Below are 20536 nucleotides of genomic sequence, written 5' to 3'. Positions count from 1 at the left end.
CTCTCTCCAACTATATGTATGAGTTCAAAAACGGAATACCCAATAAATCGTAAAGGCGAGCAAAAACAAAGACAATGCGAATGCATTTTTTAACCACCGGGGGGTGTCCATACTATCCGGGCGCTTTCTGCGCGAGTTATAAATATGGTTTCGCCAGACCTCAGTAGCATCCGCAGAGCCTGAGAACCCCCCTTTTAACGCCATACAAATCCAGGAGGATAGTTTCTTATTGGGTAAATTTCTAGCCAGCTTAAATAATTCGTCCACACTTCTCGTCTGCGGCAGCTGTAAGGCTGCCTTTTTGAGCCCTTCTTCATTGAGCAAACGAAGACACAGCACAGCAAATGCGAAAAGATCGTAACCCTCATCGCTGATTCGACTGCCCGCATTCCAGAAACCACGATCATGCCATTCGGTAAACTGCTTCACGCTACGACCAATAGGGCTTGTGCCCCCAAAGTCGATCAGTTCCACTTCACCGTATTTAGATACCATGACGTTCTCGGGCTTCAAATCACCGAACACAAATCCACATTCATGCAGTGTGCGCAGCTTTTCAAGCAGACCAAGACCTACCAGGCCTAACCAATCGGGACCGTTTTTCGATAAAAAATGATGCAGCGGTTTGCCTTCAACATACCTCATCACATAGAAGGGGATATTATCCCCATTCGCAAAATCATCCGCTTCCAAAAAATAAGAAGACAATGGATTCTCACGACGAGCCCGATGTTCATTCCGCTTTCGTCGCGATTGCAGCGAGGTCAGTACATTGATCTCCGATTGAAGTTCAAGTGTATCGTATCCGATTTTTAGCGCGTACCTTTCCCGTCTGCCTTCTCTTTGCACAAGATATACGGTTCCGTTCGCGCCCCTTCCCAGCATCCGCTCAACGACATAACGGTTACCCCGCCATTTGCCGTTAATTAAGGTACCAGTAGGATAGGACGGATTAGACGACATACCCACCAATCATCCCTTCTCTTTCGTCGTGGTCATCGCTTAGTCGGCGTCCACGATGTTCATCCAGTGTATCATAACGATAATGTTCAAGCACCTTGAAAATAGCTGGGCCAGTCGGTGTTGCGCCTCTCATGTGTAATTTAGAGAATAGCGTACGAATACCTGACATGTCATGCGTCCAATCCAGGTCAAGCTTGGCATCTTCACTGCTGTTATTTCCGGGAAAATGAAACACAGCGATCTCACTCTTGCCTTCCCGTGCTTCTAAACTGAGTGCCAAATCGCGGATTGCATCTTCCACAGCACCCAGTTTAGGCTTCATACTGGCACTGGCATCGATAAGAAGTGCAATGCGCAGCGGCGTTGTTTCTGTCAGTTCATCTACAACTGTAACAACCTGTGAACGTTGAACAGGAGGCAGCTGATCCAGTGAGCCGTCGCCTAGTATCTTTTTTACCTCTTTATTAACCGCCTGCTGGATCGTCTGAACCACGGTCTTGCGTGTCATCATCTGAATCGTCTGCGCCAGTTGTGGTGTTCCGACTATTCGGCTAAGGCCTCCCCCGGCCTTGGCAATGTCAGCAATCTCCCGGCTGCCGATTTCACCGATCGTACCATAATCAACTACACCGACCACATTTACGGTGATTCCCTCCTGCAGGGCATGCGCCGCTGCCAACACCGGACTTTCTCCTACATTCGAACAACCGTCAGTAATGAGCATAATTTGCTTCATAACCCTCAACTCCCCCTTTGTTTGAACCTCTGTTTCTAGCATATCCAGAAATGAGAGATTTCAAACGGTCGATATTAAGTGGGGGAATTTCGATCAAATAGGGGGGTTAGTGAATAGTGGAACTGCGAGAAATGTTTGGGCTTTCGATCGCTGTTGTCCTCAGATTCCTTGATTAGAACCGCCTCTCGCGGTTGGAATCCGAGGACAAAGGCGAACGCTCCGCTTCTACAGCTCCAAACTTTCTCTCCGTTCCATACCTTCACTAGTAAACAGTTTAGATCTACAGATTCCGCCCCAAGTCAACCGACCATTGAAACGAGAATAGTAGAGGCCGGCGAGTTACACATCACGGACTCGCCTCGACTGCCTCCATTAGCACGACGCCTTACGCGTGCTACAAACTCACAAGCAACACGACGCTTCGCGCGTGCCCCCCCAAGCAGCACGATATCTTGCACGTGCCTTAAACTATACAAGCAATACGACGCTTCGCGCGTACCCAACATTAAAACCTACTAAACCTAAAATAACTAACTTACCGTACGCGGACGCTCCATACGGCCGATGCCCGGCATATGCAGGCTGGACCATTCCGGATGGAAATGATCAAGACGGCTGACGACAATAGTCATGTCATCAAGGATCTCATTGCCCTGATAACGGATCACTTTCTCCAACAGGCTGTCCGCTAAATCCTGAGGATCATCACCCTCAAGCTCTTGGATCATCCGTTTCATCCATATCTCCTTATTAACGGCATATCCAGGCGCATCATAAATACCATCGGTCATCATAATTAAAATATCGCCGGGGCGAAGCTGCATACTGATTAAATCCACATCAATATCTTTAATGATTCCTATCGGCAGATTGCTAGAGGTTATTGGAATGACCTCACTCCCCCTCCGGATGAAGCTTGGTGCTGAAGCAATCTTCATAAACGTTGTCTGCGCAGAATATTGATCGATTAAAGCCATGTCCACAGTAGCATAGAATTCATCAGGGGAGCGTAATAAAAGAATTGAGTTGACCGACTTTACAGCCAGCTTCTCATCCATTCCGGATTGCAGCAGCTTTTCTAACATGCCGAGTGCGGCACTGCTCTCCATCCTTGCCCGCTCACCATTCCCCATACCATCACTAATGGATACTGCAAAGGTGCCATTTCCAAGCTCTACGGTGCTGAAACTATCGCCAGATAGCATATCTCCACCTTTAGAAACAACTGCCACACCCGTGTTTACCTCAAAGGCTTTGGCTGAACCAAAGGTAACCATCGAGAGTCCTTCCCGGGGATGAACCGCCGTCTCACTCATGACAGCAATATTCTCATCCAGAATGTCGGAGAGGAGTGGGGCAATCATTTTACGGCATTCATCAAAACCGCGATTATAAGCGTGCACTACTTCTATTTCTACGCGTCCTGGGTCCAGACTTAAAATTTCAATGCCATGAATAGACAGTCCCAATTTCTCAAGAGCCTCGCGGATTTGCGCTTCCTGCCGATACATGGCCTGTCCCTCACGCTTAATTTCCTTGGCCAAGTCTTCCATAACCTGTGACACGCCTGACAACTGCTCGGCAACAAATTGGCGACTATCGTATATTTGTCTTTTCCACCGCATATCATGTTGGTAGAGATCATATTGTCCCTTCATGACCTCAAGCACTTCTCCGGTTTTGCCACAAATACGGCTCCATTCCGGTGGCAGCTGAGCAGCCGTAATATCAGGGCATTCCTCAACAGTTGTCATCATATCTGTCATGTATCTATATGTCTGATAGAATTTTGCATCCCAGCAGTGGGTACGGCGAATGCATCCAGCACAGGCGCCTTCTGTGACCGTATTCATAAAATCTTCCATTTCACGATCCGATTTGCCCACTTCTCCGGCACGTGGAATCTGACCAAAGCTACTGGAGAGCTGTTGGAATACCTGTGAGAATTGAGTGACCCGTTCTGCAGTCAGATCCCTGACCCTGCGGGCATATTCATGTTGAGATCGGCTATGATCTGACGTGCCCGGTACATATTTTGCAATCGCCGATATCATCGCCTTAGGCGTTATTAGAAACAGCACTATTGCTGCGCAGGTCTCCCATGTTGAGGCCATCATATCACCCGGACCCGTAAAATAGACGGAAAGGATCGTTGATCCTAGCAACATGCCAATAGATACCGCACCCTTTCGCCCACCCTGCATCATTCCCGCTAGCATTCCGGAGAAAGCAAGCAGACTCATCTGATAGATAGCACTGATATCGGCCAGGCTGAGGATCAACCCCGTCACCACCCCAACAGCTGCACCGAGGGGAGCGCCCCCCGCCATGGCAAAGAGCAGAATTAAATAACGAGACAATATATGCTCTAATGACCAACCATTAAGGGTCCAGCCCACAAGGCCTGTCATTACGGAGGCTAACAGAATAATAAGGCATAAAACCTCCTCGTTCCTCAGCGATCTGCTCTTTTGTTTGTAAGTTAGTAGAGGAAGTGCCTGAATGAACACAAGGGTAAGAACAAACCCAAGTAAAGCATCCAGAGTTGTCATCATAAAGGGGTACCAGGAAAGAGACGGTCCGAGAACAATCTTGAACAGGCCAACCATAAACGAGGATACGAATACCATAAGGGGTGCATAAGACAAATCTATTCGTTCGAAACTTTCAAGCCCTCTATAAACAAGAAAAAATATAATTAGTTCAGCCGTAGTAACCAAGGCACCCGGAAACGGAGTGAAGAGACTTCCAGCTATAATAGCACCTGCTACAGGTAACATAGAGTCTCGACGCATAAACACAATGACGGCAAAATATGCGACAGCAAAAGGGGACAGCTCGTCCAGAATCATAGCTCTACCTAGCAGAAACCCCATAAAGCCTAACAGAAGCATCCACTTCTTCGCTGTAATAAGCTGAATATATCGCTGCTTCTGACCCCAAGCTATAATACGCGTGCCTAAGGCTTGTCTCTGCTTCTTATCTTCGCTTCCCACTCTTGTCCACTCTGGCAAATTCACCACATTGCTTTTACTCATTTCCCTACACCACCCGTTTAAGAATTTATGGTTCTCATTATATAGCGGGTCATTTGAGAAAGTTTGTCAGAAATGGAGGGACAGTCATAAGAAATTTCCGACAAAAAAGCCTTTGTTCATTATTCCTAAAAAAATAGATCGATCCCTTGCGGCGCAGTAGGTTGCTTCTCCTTAAGCTTGTTTCCAGTGCAGTTTTAGGCGCAAGCCTGGCGGTCATTCGCCAGCGATTGCCCTAGAGTTATGTGAGAATGACATGGATGCTGTCGGCAAGTTTATATGACACGACAAAAAAACCGCAAGGGCGAAATGCCCTTGCGGTTATTTATGATGTACAGGTATTGGATTATACGCGTTTGGCTCCACGGCCTCCGCGCTTTCCTTCTGTGTTCTTCTTAATCGAAGATATCCGTTCTTCGCTGTCTTTCAGGAATCGCGACATTTTATCCTCGAATGAAGGTTTACCGGCTGCAGGCTTAAATGGACGCCCACCCCGTTCACGATTGAATCCACCGCCGCCTCCACCACTGCCGCCACCGCCGCCGAAACGGTCTCCGCCGCTAGGACGTTCTGGTCTTGGAGCTCTAGGCGGACGTACTTCCGATGCTGGCTTGTCAACAGCCTGCTTAATGGAAAGTCCGATCTTGCCGTCCTTATCGACGTTGATCACCTTGACGGTTACTACATCACTAATCTTCAGATGATCGTTAACATCCTTGACGTAATTATCGGCGATTTCCGAGATGTGAACGAGACCTGTGACACCTCCTGACAGATCCACAAATGCTCCGAAATGCGTGATGCCTGTCACTTTGCCTTCTAACTTGGTGCCCACTTCAATTGCCATAGAATAAAATGATCCTCCCTTAAAAATATACAGACGAATATTAAGGTCATCCTGTCTGCGGTGATTTGATTATACAGTAAAGAGCAAAGCAAGGCAACAGAGTAAAAGCCTCTTTTAGCCAGTATTATTGCTCTGATTGCTCTGTTCGAATAGGAGTTTCCCCTTGAGGATAGATATTGTACCATTTACGCGCTAATTGGCCAATATACTCATCATCATTAAGTCTGGACACTTCATATTTCAGTTGATTCAAAGATGCTGTGACACTCTCACTAGTCTTTTGTTTCTTGGCGAGTTGCTCGCCCTTGTCCGTAATTGCCGCACTTTGATTGAAGTAAGTATAACCCGCCCAGCCAAAAAATACTGCCACAAAGAGAATCCACATGACTCTTCTTCTCTTCGCGCCTGCGGCCGAATTTTTGCTGGGATTACTTTTCTCTTCCGCAGTGAATCTGTTCATGCAGCGTACCCCCTAATTCAAAGGTCAGCGTTTCCGCCATTTGGTAATCCATCCAGTAATCTTCACGATCCAGGCGCTATGCTTAAGCCGAGATAACCATGGAGAAATCCACCTTACTGGTAATACCCAAATTGGCTTCGTTAGACGCAGCAGAAGCTTAAGGATGAATAATAGAATACGACCTAGCAGCACTAGCAACCCTATAATAAGGCGCCAAAGCCAGCGAAGAGGTTTACCTATTAGAATCTCCACAAGTCTCCATAGCAATCTGCACATATACTGAACCGATTGAATTAACATTAACACAAAACGCCGCACCGTAACACTGAAGATCAAAAAATAGATCCATATTCCTAGAAATAAACCTAAAAAGACATAAAATCGCAATTGCCCCTGATTTCCGGCATAGAGCATTCTAAAAACAAACAAAGCAGCACAAAGCCAATACAGCAGGTCAAGCATGGCATTCAGCCATTTGGGAAAATTGAACTTGAGCGACAGCACCCGGTAGCTGTCATAGGCCAGTCCCATTGTCACCCCGGCCAATATCATGTAGAACAGCGTCAGCCACTGAACTGCAGGATTCATTTAAATAGCTTACCCAGTAGACCTTTATTTTTGCCCTGCGATCCGGGATCTAGATAAATCAGGGAATGTACATTGCCCTCCAAGGACAACAGTCCATTCTCCAGACTTAAATTTTTGATATGTAAATGATTCCCGCGAATGGTGAGATGGCCGAGTTCTGTACGAAGCAAAAATTCCTCGCTATCAAAGCTCTCCACATTTTGCACGCCCGTCAACTCTAGCTGTTTACGACTGCGCATGTGCAGATCATGCTGTTTATTTACCTTTCCTGGCTCGATCATAGCATGTACCCCTCCTTCTTACCTCTAATCTATGGCAGTAGAAGAAGTTATAGAACATTCCAATCCACTAAAATAAGAGAGATAAAAAAAGAAAAAAGAAGGCACAACTCTACAATATGTAAAGTTGTGCCTTCTTTTTTACTATTAACTATGTTACTCCTACCAGTCCAAGCCGGTGCTTTTGGCAACAGGCTCTTCCCGAAGTAGAGTATACATACCAGCGGCTTCGTCCTTGCGTGTCGTTTCGACTAGCTTTTCGACTTTGACCGTTACAAGCTTTTGTCCAAATTGCACAGTAATCTCGTCACCGATCTTAACTGCACTACTTGGCTTAGATTCCCGCCCGTTAATCAGCACCCGGCCTTGTTCGGACACATCCTTGGCCACTGTACGGCGCTTGATTAATCGGGACACTTTCAGGAATTTGTCAAGACGCATTAGTTAACGGCTTCTTTAAGCTTGTTACCAGCTTTAAATGCCGGTACAGTTGATTCTGGAATTTCAATCGTTGTGCCCGTTTGCGGGTTGCGACCAGTACGTCCTGCACGTTTACGAGTTTCGAATGTACCGAAACCGATCAGTTGAACTTTATCGCCTTTTGCCAAAGCTTCTGTGATCTCACCCAAGAATCCGTTCAATACTGCTTCTACATCTTTTTTTGCCAATCCGTTTTTCTCGGAAATGTTGTTTACCAGATCTGTCTTGTTCATAATTTAAAGTTCCTCCTAGGATACGAAAAAATAAATGAAACGAGATTCACCGCCATATTATGGGGCAAGCCGTCATTTCGTCTTTATGATATTCTTGATGTCATCTTAAAATCCTGCCACGAATCGTCGTTTTTTAAAAAAAGAAACAGTTATTTCTCAGAAATCGTCGCAGAATCTATTCTATAGCACTATTAAACTACTCGCCATAATCTAAATCAGAGATGAATGCTACTTTCACAGCATTGCCTCATCTTAAGGTCCGTATACCGTACATAGTCTGAGAAAATTACTATACTTTTCGTTCCTCAGTCTTTGCCTCCTGCCACAACTCTTCCATCTCTTCCAAGCTGCTATCTTCTACACTCATACCCTTGGCTCGCAGACTTTGCTCGATATACTGAAACCGACGCACAAATTTGCGGTTGGTCCGGGTTAAAGCTTCTTCCGGATCTGCGCCAATAAATCGGGCAACATTGGTAACAGCAAATAACAGGTCGCCCAGCTCCAGAATTTGATCCTCGGCGGCTGCATCAGTATCGATGGCTTCTTGCAGCTCTTCTATTTCTTCACGAACCTTAGCTAAGCAATCCGTAGCGTTGTCCCAATCAAAGCCCACCTTGGATGCTTTTTTCTGAAGCTTGTACGCCTTCATAAGAGCGGGCAAATCACGCGGAACCCCACTGAGGGCGGATAATTCCTCTGGCTTCACGCCTTTACGCCGCTTCTCCTCTGCCTTCATGCCCTCCCAATTGATCAGAGCTTCTTCAGCATCATTCGCATTCTTGTCACCAAATACATGGGGATGGCGGAAGATAAGCTTATCATTCAGTCCTTCTATGACGTCAAATACGTCAAACGTGCCCAGCTCCTCTTCCATTTGGGAGTGCAGCATGATCTGCAGCAAAAGATCGCCCAGCTCCTCTTTCATATGGTCTGGGTCATCCTCATCAATCGTCTCAAGCACTTCGTAGGTTTCTTCGATTAGATTTTTACGCAAAGATTCATGAGTCTGCTCCCGATCCCACGGACAACCGTCCGGACTACGCAAAATATCGACAATCTCATGCAAGCGAGCGAAAGTACGATTTCTTAGCTTCTCCTCACGATTCGCAGGTACATAGACCAGAGACAAATTACCATAACCCTCAAGCCGATCCAATTCGTATAGAGGAACAGTCACAATGTTTTCTTCGTTCTCCACGCCAAGGGCATGACCCACCACCACTTCATATTCGGGCGGATACAGCTCCATCAGACATAACTTTGTCTCCGAAGCTGTAAAGCTGTCATAAACCTGGCCAATCAGAGTATGCAATTCAGGTTGAAGCTGAGCGCTGCGAATGCCTGAAGCATCTAATAACTGGAAGCCTTCAATAGGGTCGAACCCCAGTCGCACAAACGCCTCGTCCAGAAAACTCTCCCCGCCTAATATTTGCAGTTCTATTCCTTCTTCCGGGCAACGCTGACGCAGCTGTGAAACAGCTGACTCTGCAACCATGGGGTGCCCCGGAACCGCATAGACAATATCTGTACCGTCTGCGGCGGAGCGAGCCTCTTCAATCAATTTTGAAGTAATTGCAGCATAGACCTCAGGAAACGAAGCTAATGTTTCATACAGTCCATCAAAGGATTGCGTGGCGATTTCAAGCTCGTTGAGAGCAGCCATAACTGGATGCTCTTGGGTACGAACGTAGACAACGGATGCTGCCTTCAGTTTTTTTATAATTCCTAGTGTCAGCCGATCGGGATTACCTGACCCGAGACCAACAACTGTTAATGTTGCACTCATATCTGTTCCTCCTTTTAAGCGGGTTAATTATGGAAATAAACGCAGCTTTTTGAACTTGTCCGCCAGAGACGGGCCGATGCCCGGAAGCTGGCGAAGCTCGCTTTCGCTGAGCAGCCGCAGCACCACCGCACCTACGGCAAAGACAACGCAGCCTGCGAGCACCCCGAGCAGGCTCTGCGCCAAGCTGGCGGTGCGTCCGCCGCCGATGCCAGCGGCCGTAGCTGCGGCGCCAGTGCCCCAGCTGGCAGCTGCGGCGGCAAGAGCCAGGCCCGCTGTGAGCAGCGCGGGCCGTGCCAGGGCATCTGCGAGGCGAAGCCGCAGATGGCCCTGGCGGTACAGCAGCAGCACGTTAAGCGCTGCTGCGAACGAATGCGCGGCCACGCCAGCGATGGCCGCGCCGGTAATGCCCTGCTGCGGAACCAGCAGCAGGTTCAGGGCCGCCTTGAGCAGCGCGGCGGCCAAAAGGTGCAGGGCCGGGGCGCGCACGTAGCCGAGGCCCTGCAGGAGCGCAGCAGAGATGATGCTGACTGTACCGCCAACAGCGGTAAAAGCCAGCCAAGTCATTGTGCTGCTGCCAGCGGTATCGCCGTAAAGAGCCATATTAATCGGCTCAGCAAGCACTGCAAGGCCGGCTGAGGCCGCTAGACCTAACAGCCAGAACCAACGCAGCGACAAGCTGCAGCGGGTCTCAATCAGCTTCATATCTCCCTTGTACTTCGCTTCCGCCAAAGCTGGAATGAACACAACAGACAGTGAGGTGGCAATCATCGTTATAATCTGCACAAGTGGCAAACCCCGATTGTACACACCAAACTGGGCCATCGCAGCTACTTCACTTCCGTCAGACGACAGCAGTCGAGGCACAGTGAATACATCTACAAGACCGATAAGAGGCATAGCCAGTGCACCTAGCATTACGGGAATTCCATAAGCCAGCAGTGTACCTGCTTTAATGCCCATAAACCCTTGTTTGGAACCTAGTCCATGTCCTGCATCCAGCGCTCTTACACGCTGACTTTCGACAGCAGCAACTACTTCAGCAGCAGCTTCCTGTTTTACCCTCCGGCGGTGACGTCTCAAGTACAGCAGCATAATTACAAGCCCTGCGGCTCCCCCTCCGGCAGAACCAAGCAGCGCGCCAGCAGCGATGCTCTCAGCTCCTGCTCCCTGCGAAGTGAGATATAAAAGAAGAACAATCATCACTGTAACCCGTACAGACTGCTCTACAATCTGTGACACGGCAGTAGGAACCATATTATGCAGCCCCTGAAAATACCCGCGTATGGCTGACATGACAGGGACAACTGCCAAACCCCAGGCGCTTGTCCGCAAGGCAGGCATTACATGTGAGTTACCTACCCATTCGGCAATGATGGGTGCACCTGCATAGGTGATGGCGCCGATAATCAAGCCGCTGATGCCTGTAATTAGCGCGGATAATAGTAGAATCCGGCGGCCTTCTTCATCGCGTCTCCCAGCCGAAGCTTCGGCGACAAATTTGGAGATCGCCGCAGGCAGACCTAGCATAGCTACCGTTAACAGCATTGTATACAAGGGATACACTGTGTTGTATATACCAAATACAGCATCTCCGCCTAGATTTTGCAGCGGAATTTTTTGAAGTGTGCCAATAAGCTTTGAGATAATGGCCGCGGCACTAAGGATAAATGCGCCTTGCAGCAATCGTGATGTTTGTGTATTAGATTTCATATAATACCTGCTTCTACAACTTTGATGGGATGAATTTCTATATTATAACGTATGTATGCCCACAAGTAGAAACGGTTTTGTGTAAACGACAAAACCCCGTTTGCCCTTTGTATATCTTACCAAAAGGAAAGCGGGGTCTAAATTAAGATTACTGCTCCATTTGTTTGCCCAGGAAAGCGGCAGCCGTTTCGGCCATTTTTATTTCCATTTGCGCCATCTTCGCCGAATCATCCTTGCTCACCATCACTACACAACCAATAGGATCTCCACCGGAAATGATCGGTGAGGCTACATATGAGGACACCAAATCCGGATGATCTTTAGCAATTTCATAACTGCCTTCATTGGTTTCTAACACAGTCTTACGGCTGTCCATGACTTTCTCCAGCAGCACTCCTACCTGTTTCTCCAAATAATCTTTTTTGGAGCCGCCTGCAAGGGCAATGAAGGTGTCACGATCAGCAATCATCGTAATGTGTCCAGTACCTTCGAACAATGACTCCGCGTACTCTTTTGCAAAGTCACCCAACTCACCAATCGGAGAATATTTCTTGAGAATGACTTCACCGTCCCGATCGACGAATATTTCCAGTGGGTCTCCTTCTCTAATACGAAGAGTACGTCTAATTTCTTTGGGAATAACCACGCGTCCGAGGTCATCAATACGGCGAACAATTCCAGTAGCTTTCATTTCACATGTGCCCCGCTTTCTTAAGAAGTATGGTCTTACTACTGTCCATTATGGGAAAGGATAATCCCAGTGATTTATCGTAATATCTGACCATAGTATTCATCTCTTCCCAGATCCTTATACATAAGCTGACATGTATTAATATCTGCATCAAGATAAAGGTAGTTCTACAACCGTTTCTGCGAAATAAAAAGCCATCTTCACTTTAAGTGAAGATGGCTTTTCTAAGGTAAGCTTGTCCATATTTACCGATGTTTATTCAGCGGCATCTGTAGCACTTGGAGAAGCACTTGGGGATGCGCTTGGAGCTGTAGTGGCTTCTGTTCCACTATTTGTTCCGGTTTCATCGGCGGCAGCAGAGCTTTTTGGCAGATTGATGTTCTCAATAATGCCTTCCAGATCCTTTTCCATGAACGTTTCTAGGTTCTTGGATACAATTGAGCTCTTAATGCCTTCTTTTTGCTCATCCGTTAACTGGTCAAAAGTCTTGTCTGTACGGGACTCCACCTTGATGATGTGGTAACCGTAAGAAGTTTCTACAGGATCACTGATGGTATTTAGAGGCAAGGTCTGAGCAGCCTTCTTAAACTCCTCCACATAAGTACCTACAGCTTTATCTTTATATTCTCCGCCTGCCTCTTTAGAGCCAGTATCGTCAGAATATTCCTTAGCGATGGCTGCGAAATCAGCACCGCCATCCAGCTTCGCCTTAACTTCTTTCGCTATTTTAAGCGCTTCTTCGCTGGTACGCTCTTTGTTGTCTGCATCTGTCAGACCAATTAGCACATGACGCAGTGTGGCAACCGTAAAGTCGCCTTTAGTCGCTTCGAATTCTTTGACAACTTCATCATCAGTCACTTTAAGCAGCATATCCTGATAAACTGTCAGCACACGCTCCATATAAGTACGAATATCTTTCTCTGTAACGTCAGCATCTTTCAATGTCTTCTTATAGGTATCGCCCAACTGTTCCTTAATGCTTGCGATTTGAGTATCGGCTTCTTTCTCCGCTTGCTTTTTCGCTTCATCCGTTGCTTGGGAAGCCAAATATTCAAAGCCCACTTCTTGCTTCAGAATGGACTCCTTAAACGCATCGATTTCTAAATATTGCGCTTGTTGTGGAGAGAGAAATTTCATGATTTTCTGATCCATTGCAAATTCCTTTTGTGTAATCGTTCCACCTTTATAAGTGGCCACAGCTTGATTATCATCCGCACTATTTCCACATGCTGCTAGCATAGAAAAGGAAACTGCCGCTGCCAATGAAACGAGCAGCACTTTCCATGATTTTGTTTTATTTAACGACATTGTGTAGTTCTCCCTTCGATTTAAAAGACTGTTTAGCTTCCTTAAGAAACTGTTCAAGCAAGTCAAGCAGCTGTTTATCACTTAAATCTTTCGATTTGACCCGGATACTGGCTTTCGCATCCCTATCAAATTGTACACGTCTTTCGAAGCTATTTCCAACTTTGGCGAGTTTCGCTGTGTCTAAAGCGCCGAGACTTCCCTCATAGAAATTCAAGGTAACATCATCTCCGCGTCTAATCATGGAATCAATGCCATACATTTTTCCATACACTTTCAAACGAGCGACCGATAGTAGATTCACCACGGCTTCAGGTAACTCACCGAACCGATCCAAGAGCTCATCTTCAAGCTCGGAAGCATCATCGAAGGAGGTTACTGCCGCCACTTTTTTATAAATTTCAATTTTTTGGATACTGTCGTAAATATACTCTGACGGCAGATACGCGTCAATCGACAAATCAATGACTGTATTGCCCTCTTTCAGGGATGTATCTTCCTCCCCAAGCACAGTAACCTTACGCTTACGAATTTCCTCCGCCAGCATTTGTGAGTACAGATCAAACCCCACGGATGCGATAAAGCCATGCTGCTCTGCACCCAGCAAGTTACCTGCACCGCGAATAGACAGATCTCGCATCGCTATTTTGAAACCAGAGCCCAGCTCCGTAAATTCCTTAATAGACTGCAGACGTTTCTCTGCAACCTCTGTCAGCACCTTGTCCCGTTGATACGTGAAATAAGCGTAAGCGATCCGATTGGACCGGCCTACACGTCCACGCAGCTGATAGAGCTGAGACAAGCCCATTTTATCCGCATCATGCACAATAAGTGTATTAACGTTCGGAATATCTACGCCCGTCTCAATAATACTTGTGCTGACGAGCACATCGTATTCTCCGTCAAGGAAATCGAGAATGGTCTTCTCCAGCTCAGATTCCGACATTTGACCATGTCCGATGCCAACTCTAGCCTCAGGAACAAGCATAGAGATTTGAGCAGCCATTTCTTGAATGCCCTGCACACGATTATAGAGATAATAGACTTGACCACCACGAGCTAATTCCCGCTCTACAGCTTCCCGCGTAAGGGTCTGGCTATGCTCCACTACATACGTCTGTACAGGGAATCTGTTCTCTGGCGGGGTCTCAATGACAGACAAATCCCGCACTCCGAGCATCGACATATGTAGCGTACGAGGAATTGGAGTTGCAGTCAGCGTAAGAACGTCTACATTCGTTTTCAGTTTTTTCAGCTTTTCTTTATGAGTCACGCCGAAACGCTGTTCTTCATCCACAATTAATAACCCCAGATCCTTGAATACAAGGTCCTGAGATAACAGACGATGTGTACCGATAACTACGTCGACAGTTCCTGCCCTAACGCCTTTAATCGTCTCGTTCTGCTCTTTACGGCTGCGGAAACGACTTAAGACCTGAATATTGAGCGGGTAATTAGCGAAACGTTCCCGGAAGGTCTCATAATGCTGCTGAGCCAAAATCGTTGTCGGGACTAGCACCGCCACCTGTTTACCTTCAATCGCTGATTTAAAAGCCGCCCGAATAGCCACTTCAGTCTTACCATACCCAACATCACCGCAAAGCAATCGGTCCATTGGCCGGTTTTGTTCCATATCCTTCTTAATCTCTTCGATAGCCCGAAGCTGATCTCGGGTCTCCTCGTAAGGGAACATTTCTTCAAATTCATGCTGTTCCTGTGTATCCTTTTCAAAACCATATCCTGCGGCACTTTGGCGCTCAGCATATAGCTTTATCAAATCATCAGCAATATTCTGAACGGAGGAACGAACCTTATTGGTCACTCGTGTCCATTCATTGCCGCCTAGTTTATATACTTTCGGCTCTTTATCTTCGGAACCGACATATTTCTGAATCAGGTCAATCTGCTCAATCGGAACTGAGAGCTTATCGCCGCCAGCATATAAAATATGCATGTAATCACGGTGAATACCGCTGACCTCAAGCGTGCCGATTCCCATATATTTTCCGATACCATGGTTCTGATGGACGACATAATCACCGATTTTCAGCTCTGTGTAACTCTTGATCCGTTCTGCATTATCTATTCCTTTGGAGATCTTCCGTGCCTTCCGCTGCTTCTGAGAGAACATTTCTCCCTCAGTTATAACAGCTAGATGAATAGAGGGCAGCTCAAAACCAGAACCCAGATTTCCTTGTACAATCATCGGCTCGTTAATGCCGTAATCATAAAGAACTCTGCGCACTCGTTCAATCCGTTCCTCACTGCTCGCAAGCATCATTACCTTAACACCGGACTTCTGCCAACGCTCCATTTCCGATTTCAGCACATTCATCTGGCCATGGAAATCCTGCATTCCACGACTGATAAATCCAAGAATGTTCTGAGGCTGAATATGCGGAACCTGACGTAAAAAGATTGACATAAACAGGCTTTGGAACGGGCGCTGATACATAACAACATCCGTATCGACAGAGAGATCTAGATCCGGCAATGATTTGCCGTTTTGCAGCAAATGCAGGTTCCATTCCGATTCATCCCGTTCAAGCTGTCTCGCCGTTTCGAGCAGTCTTGTCGGCTCATCTAGAATAAGAATGGTATCCTGGGCCATGTAATCAAATAAATGAGAGCGTTCAGGATATAAAAGACTGATATATTTATAGATCTCCGGGAAATAAGTACCTTCCCGCAGCATTTCCAGCTCACGGCCAATTTCTTCCCGCAGCCTGAGCTTCGCCTGGCGATCCGCCATCTTCTCCAACTGTCGCTCCATCATAGCTGAGGCTTCAGCAGAAGCAGATTCCTGGCGCAATCTACTAGCTATAATCTCTTTAGCCGGTGTAATCTTCACACTACGTACCTTATCAATAGAACGCTGATCCACTGGATCAAAAGTTCTTATGGAATCAACCTCATCGTCAAATAACTCAACCCGATAAGCCAAAGGAGATGTCATTGGATAAAAATCAATTATTCCACCCCGTACGCTCAGTTCACCACGATTTTCAACCCGCTCTACTCTTTCATAGCCCATTTCAATCATGGACATCAAAAATTCATCCAGAGCAAGCGTTCCATCTTGGGAAACGGTGACTTGTGCCTCTGCCATAACCTCTGGGGCTGGCAGCAATCTACGCACTCCTGAGTAAGGAACTACAACAATACCACGGAAGCCCTGAGCGCATTTGGTCAGCACATCTATACGCTGAGCCAGTGTCTCTGGGCTTGATACAGCCGCTTCTGCAGCCACTAGTTCATTGGCGGGATAGAGCAGAACCCGGTCAGGAGAAAGCGCTTCCTGCAAATCATCGGCCATCTTCTGGGCCGAAAACATATTATGAGTCACTACAAGTAAGGGACGAGTTGTCTCTTCATGTAATGCTGCAAGCATAATCTGTCTAGCAGAACCTGTAAGCCCCGATATGAGCTGCTCTTTCATACCTGCAGCAACACCATGGGTGATAGACTGGAAATCGGGATCCTTGGAAAAAGCTTCTATAAGACCTTGTAACAACAGGCGCACCTCTCTTACTAAACAGGCTAACGGTGGCATAGCCACCGTCACCTATTATGATTGGAATCGAAAAGAAGCCTCAGCTGTAACGCCAAGGCTTGCGGATGACGATAGAGACAGGCGCTTCCACCTTACTGAAGCGGACTTGTCAGCAGGCTAAGCTCCGGATTGTTCTCTAAAGCCTCCTTGCAATAGTCGCAAGTAACCTTTACCGTGATTTCACCTTCTGAATTATACGCTATTATATCTCTGCGCTCCGCAGGGGTCAAGGAATGAAGGCCCAACTGCATTTCTGTAACATCACTTCTATTAATACTGCCTAGAGATGTCTTACAGTGCCTACAAACATAGTTTATTGCCATCTATATGCCTCCTGAAGGTACTATATACCTTCAGTATGTCCGGGCAGCTTCATCTTTAGCCTTAAAAACAACAGGGTTTACAGATTAACCATTGAACTTAGCCATCGTCTGCTCAAATGAATGCTGTAAGCTGTATTCCAGTGCATCACAAGTATTAAGGATCATTTGCTTAAGCGGATCGCTTTCCTTCTTAGGAAAAGTAGAAAGAACATAATCGACAATAGCAAAACCTGGCTCAGGACGAGAAATACCCATTCGTACCCGATTGAAATTCTGTGTTCCTACATGCTGTATGATGGATTTAATTCCATTATGTCCACCAGCGCTTCCTTGATAACGCAAGCGGACTTTTCCGATTTCTGTATCCAAATCATCATAAACGACGATCATATCTTCAAGTTGAACTTTGTAATAATCCATATAAGCGCGAACGGCCTCACCGGATAAGTTCATAAAGGTCATGGGCTTAATCAATACGGTTTTGACGCCACCAATGACCCCTTCACCGATGACGGATTTACATTTGCTCTGGTTGAAGGCAATTCCGTTCTGGGCAGCAAGCTCATCCAAAGCCATAAAGCCAACATTATGCCTTGTTTTCGCGTACTGTGTTCCGGGATTCCCCAATCCGACAATCCATTTCATTATCGAACCTTTCCTTTCCGTTCGGGCTCTCCGGCAAGAGGAGTCCGTTTTTGGTACAATAGATCTAATCTACATATCTCTGTGCAACCAGAGCGAAATTATACTCCGAAGACAGGTGATAACCCATGCCGCACAAAGGCGAATTATTGACACATCAACGCCATTTTCAGTACCACATCCAATATGCTGTGCCCGTGGAAATATACAAGGGCGACGTGCATATTGATATCGGTGTATTAACAGCGGTAGACGAAGCTTTCGTGGAGCTACAAGGGACACTATATAACCGCAGTTTATTCACCTTTGTCTCCCGTCCCGGATATTAAATCCAGTAGTTCTACCTGTAGCACGCCGATAAGGGTTACATCTCCGAGAACGGAGGTGTAACCCTTTTGTACTATTCATTCGTTATATTTATTCAATCTCGAACAATTTACTAATCGACAACTCTTCATGAACGCGGATAATTGCCTCACCCATAAGTGGAGCCACGGACAACACCTTGAGCTTAGAGGTTGGATTCGCGCTGCGAATTGGAATGGTATCCGTCACGATAATTTCTTTGATTGGAGAATTCTCCAGACGCTCGTGTGCAGGACCAGACAATACTGGGTGTGTACAGCATGCGTATACTTCCTTCACGCCGCCTTCCATCAAAGCATTAGCACCAAGTACGATCGTTCCAGCGGTATCGATGATATCATCGATCAGGATGGCTGTTTTGCCTTCGATATTACCGATGATGTTCATAACTTCGCTGACGTTAGGTTCTGGACGACGCTTGTCTATAATAGCCAGTGGAGCGTTCAGGAAATCAGCAAGCTTTCTTGCACGTACTACACCGCCATGGTCCGGCGATACGACAACTGGGTTCTCGATTTGCTTGGAACGGAAATACTGAGCCAGAATCGGTACACCAAGCAAGTGATCCACTGGAATATCGAAGAATCCTTGAATCTGCATGGCATGAAGATCCATCGTGATTACACGGTGAGCGCCAGCCTTTTCAATTAGATTCGCTACCAGCTTAGCGGTAATGGGGTCACGGGAACGGGCTTTACGATCTTGACGGGCATATCCGTAGTAAGGGATAACCACGTTGATGCTTTTTGCGGAGGCACGTTTAAGCGCATCTACCATAACCAAAAGCTCCATCAGGTTATCATTTACAGGGCCACAAGTGGATTGAACAATATAAACATGGCATCCCCGAACGCTTTCTGACAGCTTGACCTGAATTTCTCCATCGCTGAAACTTGTGGTGTGTGATTCACCCATCGGAATCCCGATGTAATCAGCAATTTGACTAGCTAGCTTAGGATTGGAGTTACAGGTGAAAATCTTTAACTTGGAATCACAATAAGTCATAAAATATAAACCCTCCGTGACGGAATTTAGCTTTCCAAAGGCGCCGGCGCGGAAATATAAGTCCGTCCGGCGCTTCTTAGCAACGCTTTACGATGGACTCGAGTGGTCTTTCTTCGCTTTTGCACGGGAACGGATCTTCTCTGCATATCCCGGTTTGTTCTCTTGTCTTACTCTAGCTACAGCCAGATCGTTCTCGGAAACGGAACGTGTAATTGTCGAACCTGCTACAACAAAAGCCCCTTTGCCCACAGTAACTGGAGCAATAAGGTTAACATTACTGCCAATAAAGGCATCGTCTGCGATTGTTGTCTTGAATTTATTATACCCGTCGTAGTTAACGGTAATCGCACCGCACCCGACGTTTACATTCTTACCTACAGATGCGTCGCCGACATAACTAAGATGTGACACTTTTGAACCGTCACCAATCGTAGCATTCTTGATTTCGACGAAATCTCCAACCTTAACCTCTTCTCCAAGCACAGAGCCTGGACGCAAATAGGCAAAAGGCCCAACGGTTGTCCGTGCGCCGACTTGAGCTTGATTCAATACGGACTGCTTAATCGTTGCATCATCCATAATCTGACAGTCTTCGATTTCACTAGCCGGTCCGATCACACAATTGTCCCCGATTACAGTCTTCCCTTTCAGGATGGTTCCTGGATAAAGCGTAGTATCTGATCCGATAACTACATCTGCTCCGATATAAGTCGAGGCTGGATCAATGATGGTCACACCGCCCAGCATGTGTTTACGATTAATACGTTGACGCATAAAGGCTTCCGCTTCGGACAAAGCTAAACGATCATTAACGCCGATAGACTCAGCTGCGTCATGGGTCTGATATCCTAATACGGTATCCCCTTGTGAACGAAGAATCCCAATCACATCAGTCAAATAATACTCCTGCTGGTTATTACTGTTCGTTACCTTCTCGAGTGCAGCAAATAATTTAGCATTATCAAAACAATAAGTGCCTGTATTGATTTCTTGAACCGCATCTTCTTCAGTAGTGCAATCCTTCTGCTCTACAATCTTCAGAACGCCGCCATCTTCACCACGAATAATTCTTCCGTAGCCTGTAGGCTTTTCCATAACAGCTGTCAATACGGTTGCAGCCGCATTACGCTGTTCATGAAGCGCCATGAGTCCTTCCAGGGTCTCCGTGGTAACAAGTGGTGTGTCTCCACAAATAACTATAGTTGTTCCTTCTTCGCCAGCAAGTAAATCCTTTGCTTGTTTGACAGCATGGCCAGTGCCGAGCTGAGTTTCCTGCAGAACGTATTCCGCTCCTTCACCTACATAGGCCTTAACTTTCTCTGCGCCATGCCCAACAACAACAACGGTGCGCTGGCATCCGGTCGCTTTTACTGTATCAAGCACGTGCCCTACCATCGGCTTACCGCAAACGGGGTGCAGCACCTTATATAATTTAGATTTCATTCGCTTGCCTTGACCTGCGGCAAGTACTACAGCCATTCTTTTCAAGAATGCCAACCTCCTACTCTTGAACTCACTACTGAATATATCTC

19 protein-coding genes are annotated in these 20536 nt (G+C 46.7%); 1 reads left to right on the top strand and 18 read right to left on the bottom strand.

Going from position 1 to position 20536, the window contains the following annotated elements; all coding sequences use genetic code 11:
• Positions 1-24: 24 nt before the first annotated feature.
• From MHH89_RS22370 to pth, 16 genes are all read right to left on the bottom strand, one after another.
• A complete protein-coding gene (locus tag MHH89_RS22370; protein ID WP_036678862.1) occupies positions 25-963 on the bottom strand; it encodes a serine/threonine protein kinase in 939 nt (312 codons plus the stop codon).
• Positions 953-1699: a VWA domain-containing protein gene (locus MHH89_RS22365; protein ID WP_038568031.1), complete on the bottom strand. Its 747-nt coding sequence runs from the start codon at positions 1697-1699 to the stop codon at positions 953-955. Before MHH89_RS22365 ends, MHH89_RS22370 begins: the two co-directional genes overlap by 11 nt.
• 530 nt (positions 1700-2229) lie before the next feature.
• Positions 2230-4737 carry a stage II sporulation protein E gene (gene spoIIE, locus MHH89_RS22360; RefSeq protein ID WP_076307263.1) on the bottom strand — a complete coding sequence of 836 codons (2508 nt, stop codon included), beginning with the start codon at positions 4735-4737 and terminating at the stop codon, positions 2230-2232.
• 343 nt (positions 4738-5080) lie between these two features.
• Complete coding sequence (locus MHH89_RS22355; RefSeq protein ID WP_036678766.1) at positions 5081-5581, bottom strand: S1 domain-containing RNA-binding protein; 501 nt, start codon at positions 5579-5581, stop codon at positions 5081-5083.
• A gap of 124 nt (positions 5582-5705) precedes the next feature.
• Positions 5706-6041, bottom strand: a complete 336-nt coding sequence (locus tag MHH89_RS22350) for an FtsB family cell division protein (RefSeq protein ID WP_076130075.1) — start codon at positions 6039-6041, stop codon at positions 5706-5708.
• 24 nt (positions 6042-6065) lie between these two features.
• Positions 6066-6629 carry a spore cortex biosynthesis protein YabQ gene (gene yabQ / locus MHH89_RS22345; protein ID WP_076186815.1) on the bottom strand — a complete coding sequence of 188 codons (564 nt, stop codon included), beginning with the start codon at positions 6627-6629 and terminating at the stop codon, positions 6066-6068.
• Positions 6626-6910: a sporulation protein YabP gene (yabP, locus tag MHH89_RS22340; protein ID WP_036678773.1), complete on the bottom strand. Its 285-nt coding sequence runs from the start codon at positions 6908-6910 to the stop codon at positions 6626-6628. The genes yabQ and yabP overlap by 4 nt, the downstream gene beginning before the upstream one ends.
• A 159-nt stretch (positions 6911-7069) precedes the next feature.
• Positions 7070-7348: an RNA-binding S4 domain-containing protein gene (locus tag MHH89_RS22335; protein ID WP_076130073.1), complete on the bottom strand. Its 279-nt coding sequence runs from the start codon at positions 7346-7348 to the stop codon at positions 7070-7072.
• A complete protein-coding gene (locus tag MHH89_RS22330) occupies positions 7348-7620 on the bottom strand; it encodes an HU family DNA-binding protein (RefSeq protein ID WP_036678778.1) in 273 nt (90 codons plus the stop codon). Before MHH89_RS22330 ends, MHH89_RS22335 begins: the two co-directional genes overlap by 1 nt.
• Before the next feature lie 289 nt (positions 7621-7909).
• The gene (gene mazG, locus MHH89_RS22325; RefSeq protein WP_076307262.1) at positions 7910-9409 is read right to left on the bottom strand and encodes a nucleoside triphosphate pyrophosphohydrolase; all 1500 of its coding nucleotides are present in this window, start codon (positions 9407-9409) and stop codon (positions 7910-7912) included.
• Between the two features lie 27 nt (positions 9410-9436).
• A complete protein-coding gene (locus MHH89_RS22320) occupies positions 9437-11119 on the bottom strand; it encodes a putative polysaccharide biosynthesis protein (protein ID WP_076307261.1) in 1683 nt (560 codons plus the stop codon).
• A gap of 148 nt (positions 11120-11267) precedes the next feature.
• Positions 11268-11810, bottom strand: coding sequence for a stage V sporulation protein T (gene spoVT / locus MHH89_RS22315; RefSeq protein WP_036678783.1), 543 nt, complete (start codon positions 11808-11810; stop codon positions 11268-11270).
• Positions 11811-12065: 255 nt separating this feature from the next.
• Complete coding sequence (locus MHH89_RS22310) at positions 12066-13118, bottom strand: peptidylprolyl isomerase (protein WP_076307260.1); 1053 nt, start codon at positions 13116-13118, stop codon at positions 12066-12068.
• Positions 13105-16629: a transcription-repair coupling factor gene (gene mfd / locus MHH89_RS22305; RefSeq protein ID WP_038568019.1), complete on the bottom strand. Its 3525-nt coding sequence runs from the start codon at positions 16627-16629 to the stop codon at positions 13105-13107. The genes MHH89_RS22310 and mfd overlap by 14 nt, the downstream gene beginning before the upstream one ends.
• Before the next feature lie 131 nt (positions 16630-16760).
• Positions 16761-16991, bottom strand: coding sequence for an anti-sigma-F factor Fin family protein (locus tag MHH89_RS22300; protein WP_036678789.1), 231 nt, complete (start codon positions 16989-16991; stop codon positions 16761-16763).
• Between the two features lie 84 nt (positions 16992-17075).
• A complete protein-coding gene (gene pth / locus MHH89_RS22295) occupies positions 17076-17636 on the bottom strand; it encodes an aminoacyl-tRNA hydrolase (protein WP_076130069.1) in 561 nt (186 codons plus the stop codon).
• A 125-nt stretch (positions 17637-17761) separates the two neighbouring features.
• On the opposite strand from pth, the gene MHH89_RS22290 reads away from it, so the two are divergent.
• Positions 17762-17962, top strand: coding sequence for a hypothetical protein (locus MHH89_RS22290; RefSeq protein WP_036678792.1), 201 nt, complete (start codon positions 17762-17764; stop codon positions 17960-17962).
• A gap of 88 nt (positions 17963-18050) precedes the next feature.
• Here MHH89_RS22290 and MHH89_RS22285 read toward each other — a convergent pair whose 3' ends face one another.
• Both MHH89_RS22285 and glmU read right to left on the bottom strand, forming a co-directional pair.
• Positions 18051-19004: a ribose-phosphate diphosphokinase gene (locus MHH89_RS22285; RefSeq protein ID WP_036678796.1), complete on the bottom strand. Its 954-nt coding sequence runs from the start codon at positions 19002-19004 to the stop codon at positions 18051-18053.
• An 87-nt stretch (positions 19005-19091) separates the two neighbouring features.
• Positions 19092-20492 (bottom strand): bifunctional UDP-N-acetylglucosamine diphosphorylase/glucosamine-1-phosphate N-acetyltransferase GlmU, encoded by a 1401-nt coding sequence (gene glmU, locus MHH89_RS22280; protein ID WP_076138495.1) that lies wholly within the window; start codon positions 20490-20492, stop codon positions 19092-19094.
• Between the last annotated feature and the right edge of the window lie 44 nt (positions 20493-20536).

This window comes from Paenibacillus sp. FSL H7-0323 (assembly GCF_038002725.1).
GTDB classification, from domain to species: Bacteria; Bacillota; Bacilli; order Paenibacillales; family Paenibacillaceae; genus Paenibacillus_AQ; species Paenibacillus_AQ odorifer.
The sequence above is the reverse complement of the archived record's forward strand: the minus strand, read 5'-3'. Positions and strand labels throughout refer to the sequence as shown.

What these genes read in the sequence shown, in the direction of transcription:
- MHH89_RS22370 (WP_036678862.1), bottom strand. Translation starts at nt 963, where the DNA reads ATGTCGTCTAATCCGTCCTATCCTACTGGTACCTTAATTAACGGCAAA.
- MHH89_RS22365 (WP_038568031.1), bottom strand. Translation starts at nt 1,699, where the DNA reads ATGAAGCAAATTATGCTCATTACTGACGGTTGTTCGAATGTAGGAGAA.
- spoIIE (WP_076307263.1), bottom strand. Translation starts at nt 4,737, where the DNA reads ATGAGTAAAAGCAATGTGGTGAATTTGCCAGAGTGGACAAGAGTGGGA.
- MHH89_RS22355 (WP_036678766.1), bottom strand. Translation starts at nt 5,581, where the DNA reads ATGGCAATTGAAGTGGGCACCAAGTTAGAAGGCAAAGTGACAGGCATC.
- MHH89_RS22350 (WP_076130075.1), bottom strand. Translation starts at nt 6,041, where the DNA reads ATGAACAGATTCACTGCGGAAGAGAAAAGTAATCCCAGCAAAAATTCG.
- yabQ (WP_076186815.1), bottom strand. Translation starts at nt 6,629, where the DNA reads ATGAATCCTGCAGTTCAGTGGCTGACGCTGTTCTACATGATATTGGCC.
- yabP (WP_036678773.1), bottom strand. Translation starts at nt 6,910, where the DNA reads ATGATCGAGCCAGGAAAGGTAAATAAACAGCATGATCTGCACATGCGC.
- MHH89_RS22335 (WP_076130073.1), bottom strand. Translation starts at nt 7,348, where the DNA reads ATGCGTCTTGACAAATTCCTGAAAGTGTCCCGATTAATCAAGCGCCGT.
- MHH89_RS22330 (WP_036678778.1), bottom strand. Translation starts at nt 7,620, where the DNA reads ATGAACAAGACAGATCTGGTAAACAACATTTCCGAGAAAAACGGATTG.
- mazG (WP_076307262.1), bottom strand. Translation starts at nt 9,409, where the DNA reads ATGAGTGCAACATTAACAGTTGTTGGTCTCGGGTCAGGTAATCCCGAT.
- MHH89_RS22320 (WP_076307261.1), bottom strand. Translation starts at nt 11,119, where the DNA reads ATGAAATCTAATACACAAACATCACGATTGCTGCAAGGCGCATTTATC.
- spoVT (WP_036678783.1), bottom strand. Translation starts at nt 11,810, where the DNA reads ATGAAAGCTACTGGAATTGTTCGCCGTATTGATGACCTCGGACGCGTG.
- MHH89_RS22310 (WP_076307260.1), bottom strand. Translation starts at nt 13,118, where the DNA reads ATGTCGTTAAATAAAACAAAATCATGGAAAGTGCTGCTCGTTTCATTG.
- MHH89_RS22300 (WP_036678789.1), bottom strand. Translation starts at nt 16,991, where the DNA reads ATGGCAATAAACTATGTTTGTAGGCACTGTAAGACATCTCTAGGCAGT.
- pth (WP_076130069.1), bottom strand. Translation starts at nt 17,636, where the DNA reads ATGAAATGGATTGTCGGATTGGGGAATCCCGGAACACAGTACGCGAAA.
- MHH89_RS22290 (WP_036678792.1), top strand. Translation starts at nt 17,762, where the DNA reads ATGCCGCACAAAGGCGAATTATTGACACATCAACGCCATTTTCAGTAC.
- MHH89_RS22285 (WP_036678796.1), bottom strand. Translation starts at nt 19,004, where the DNA reads ATGACTTATTGTGATTCCAAGTTAAAGATTTTCACCTGTAACTCCAAT.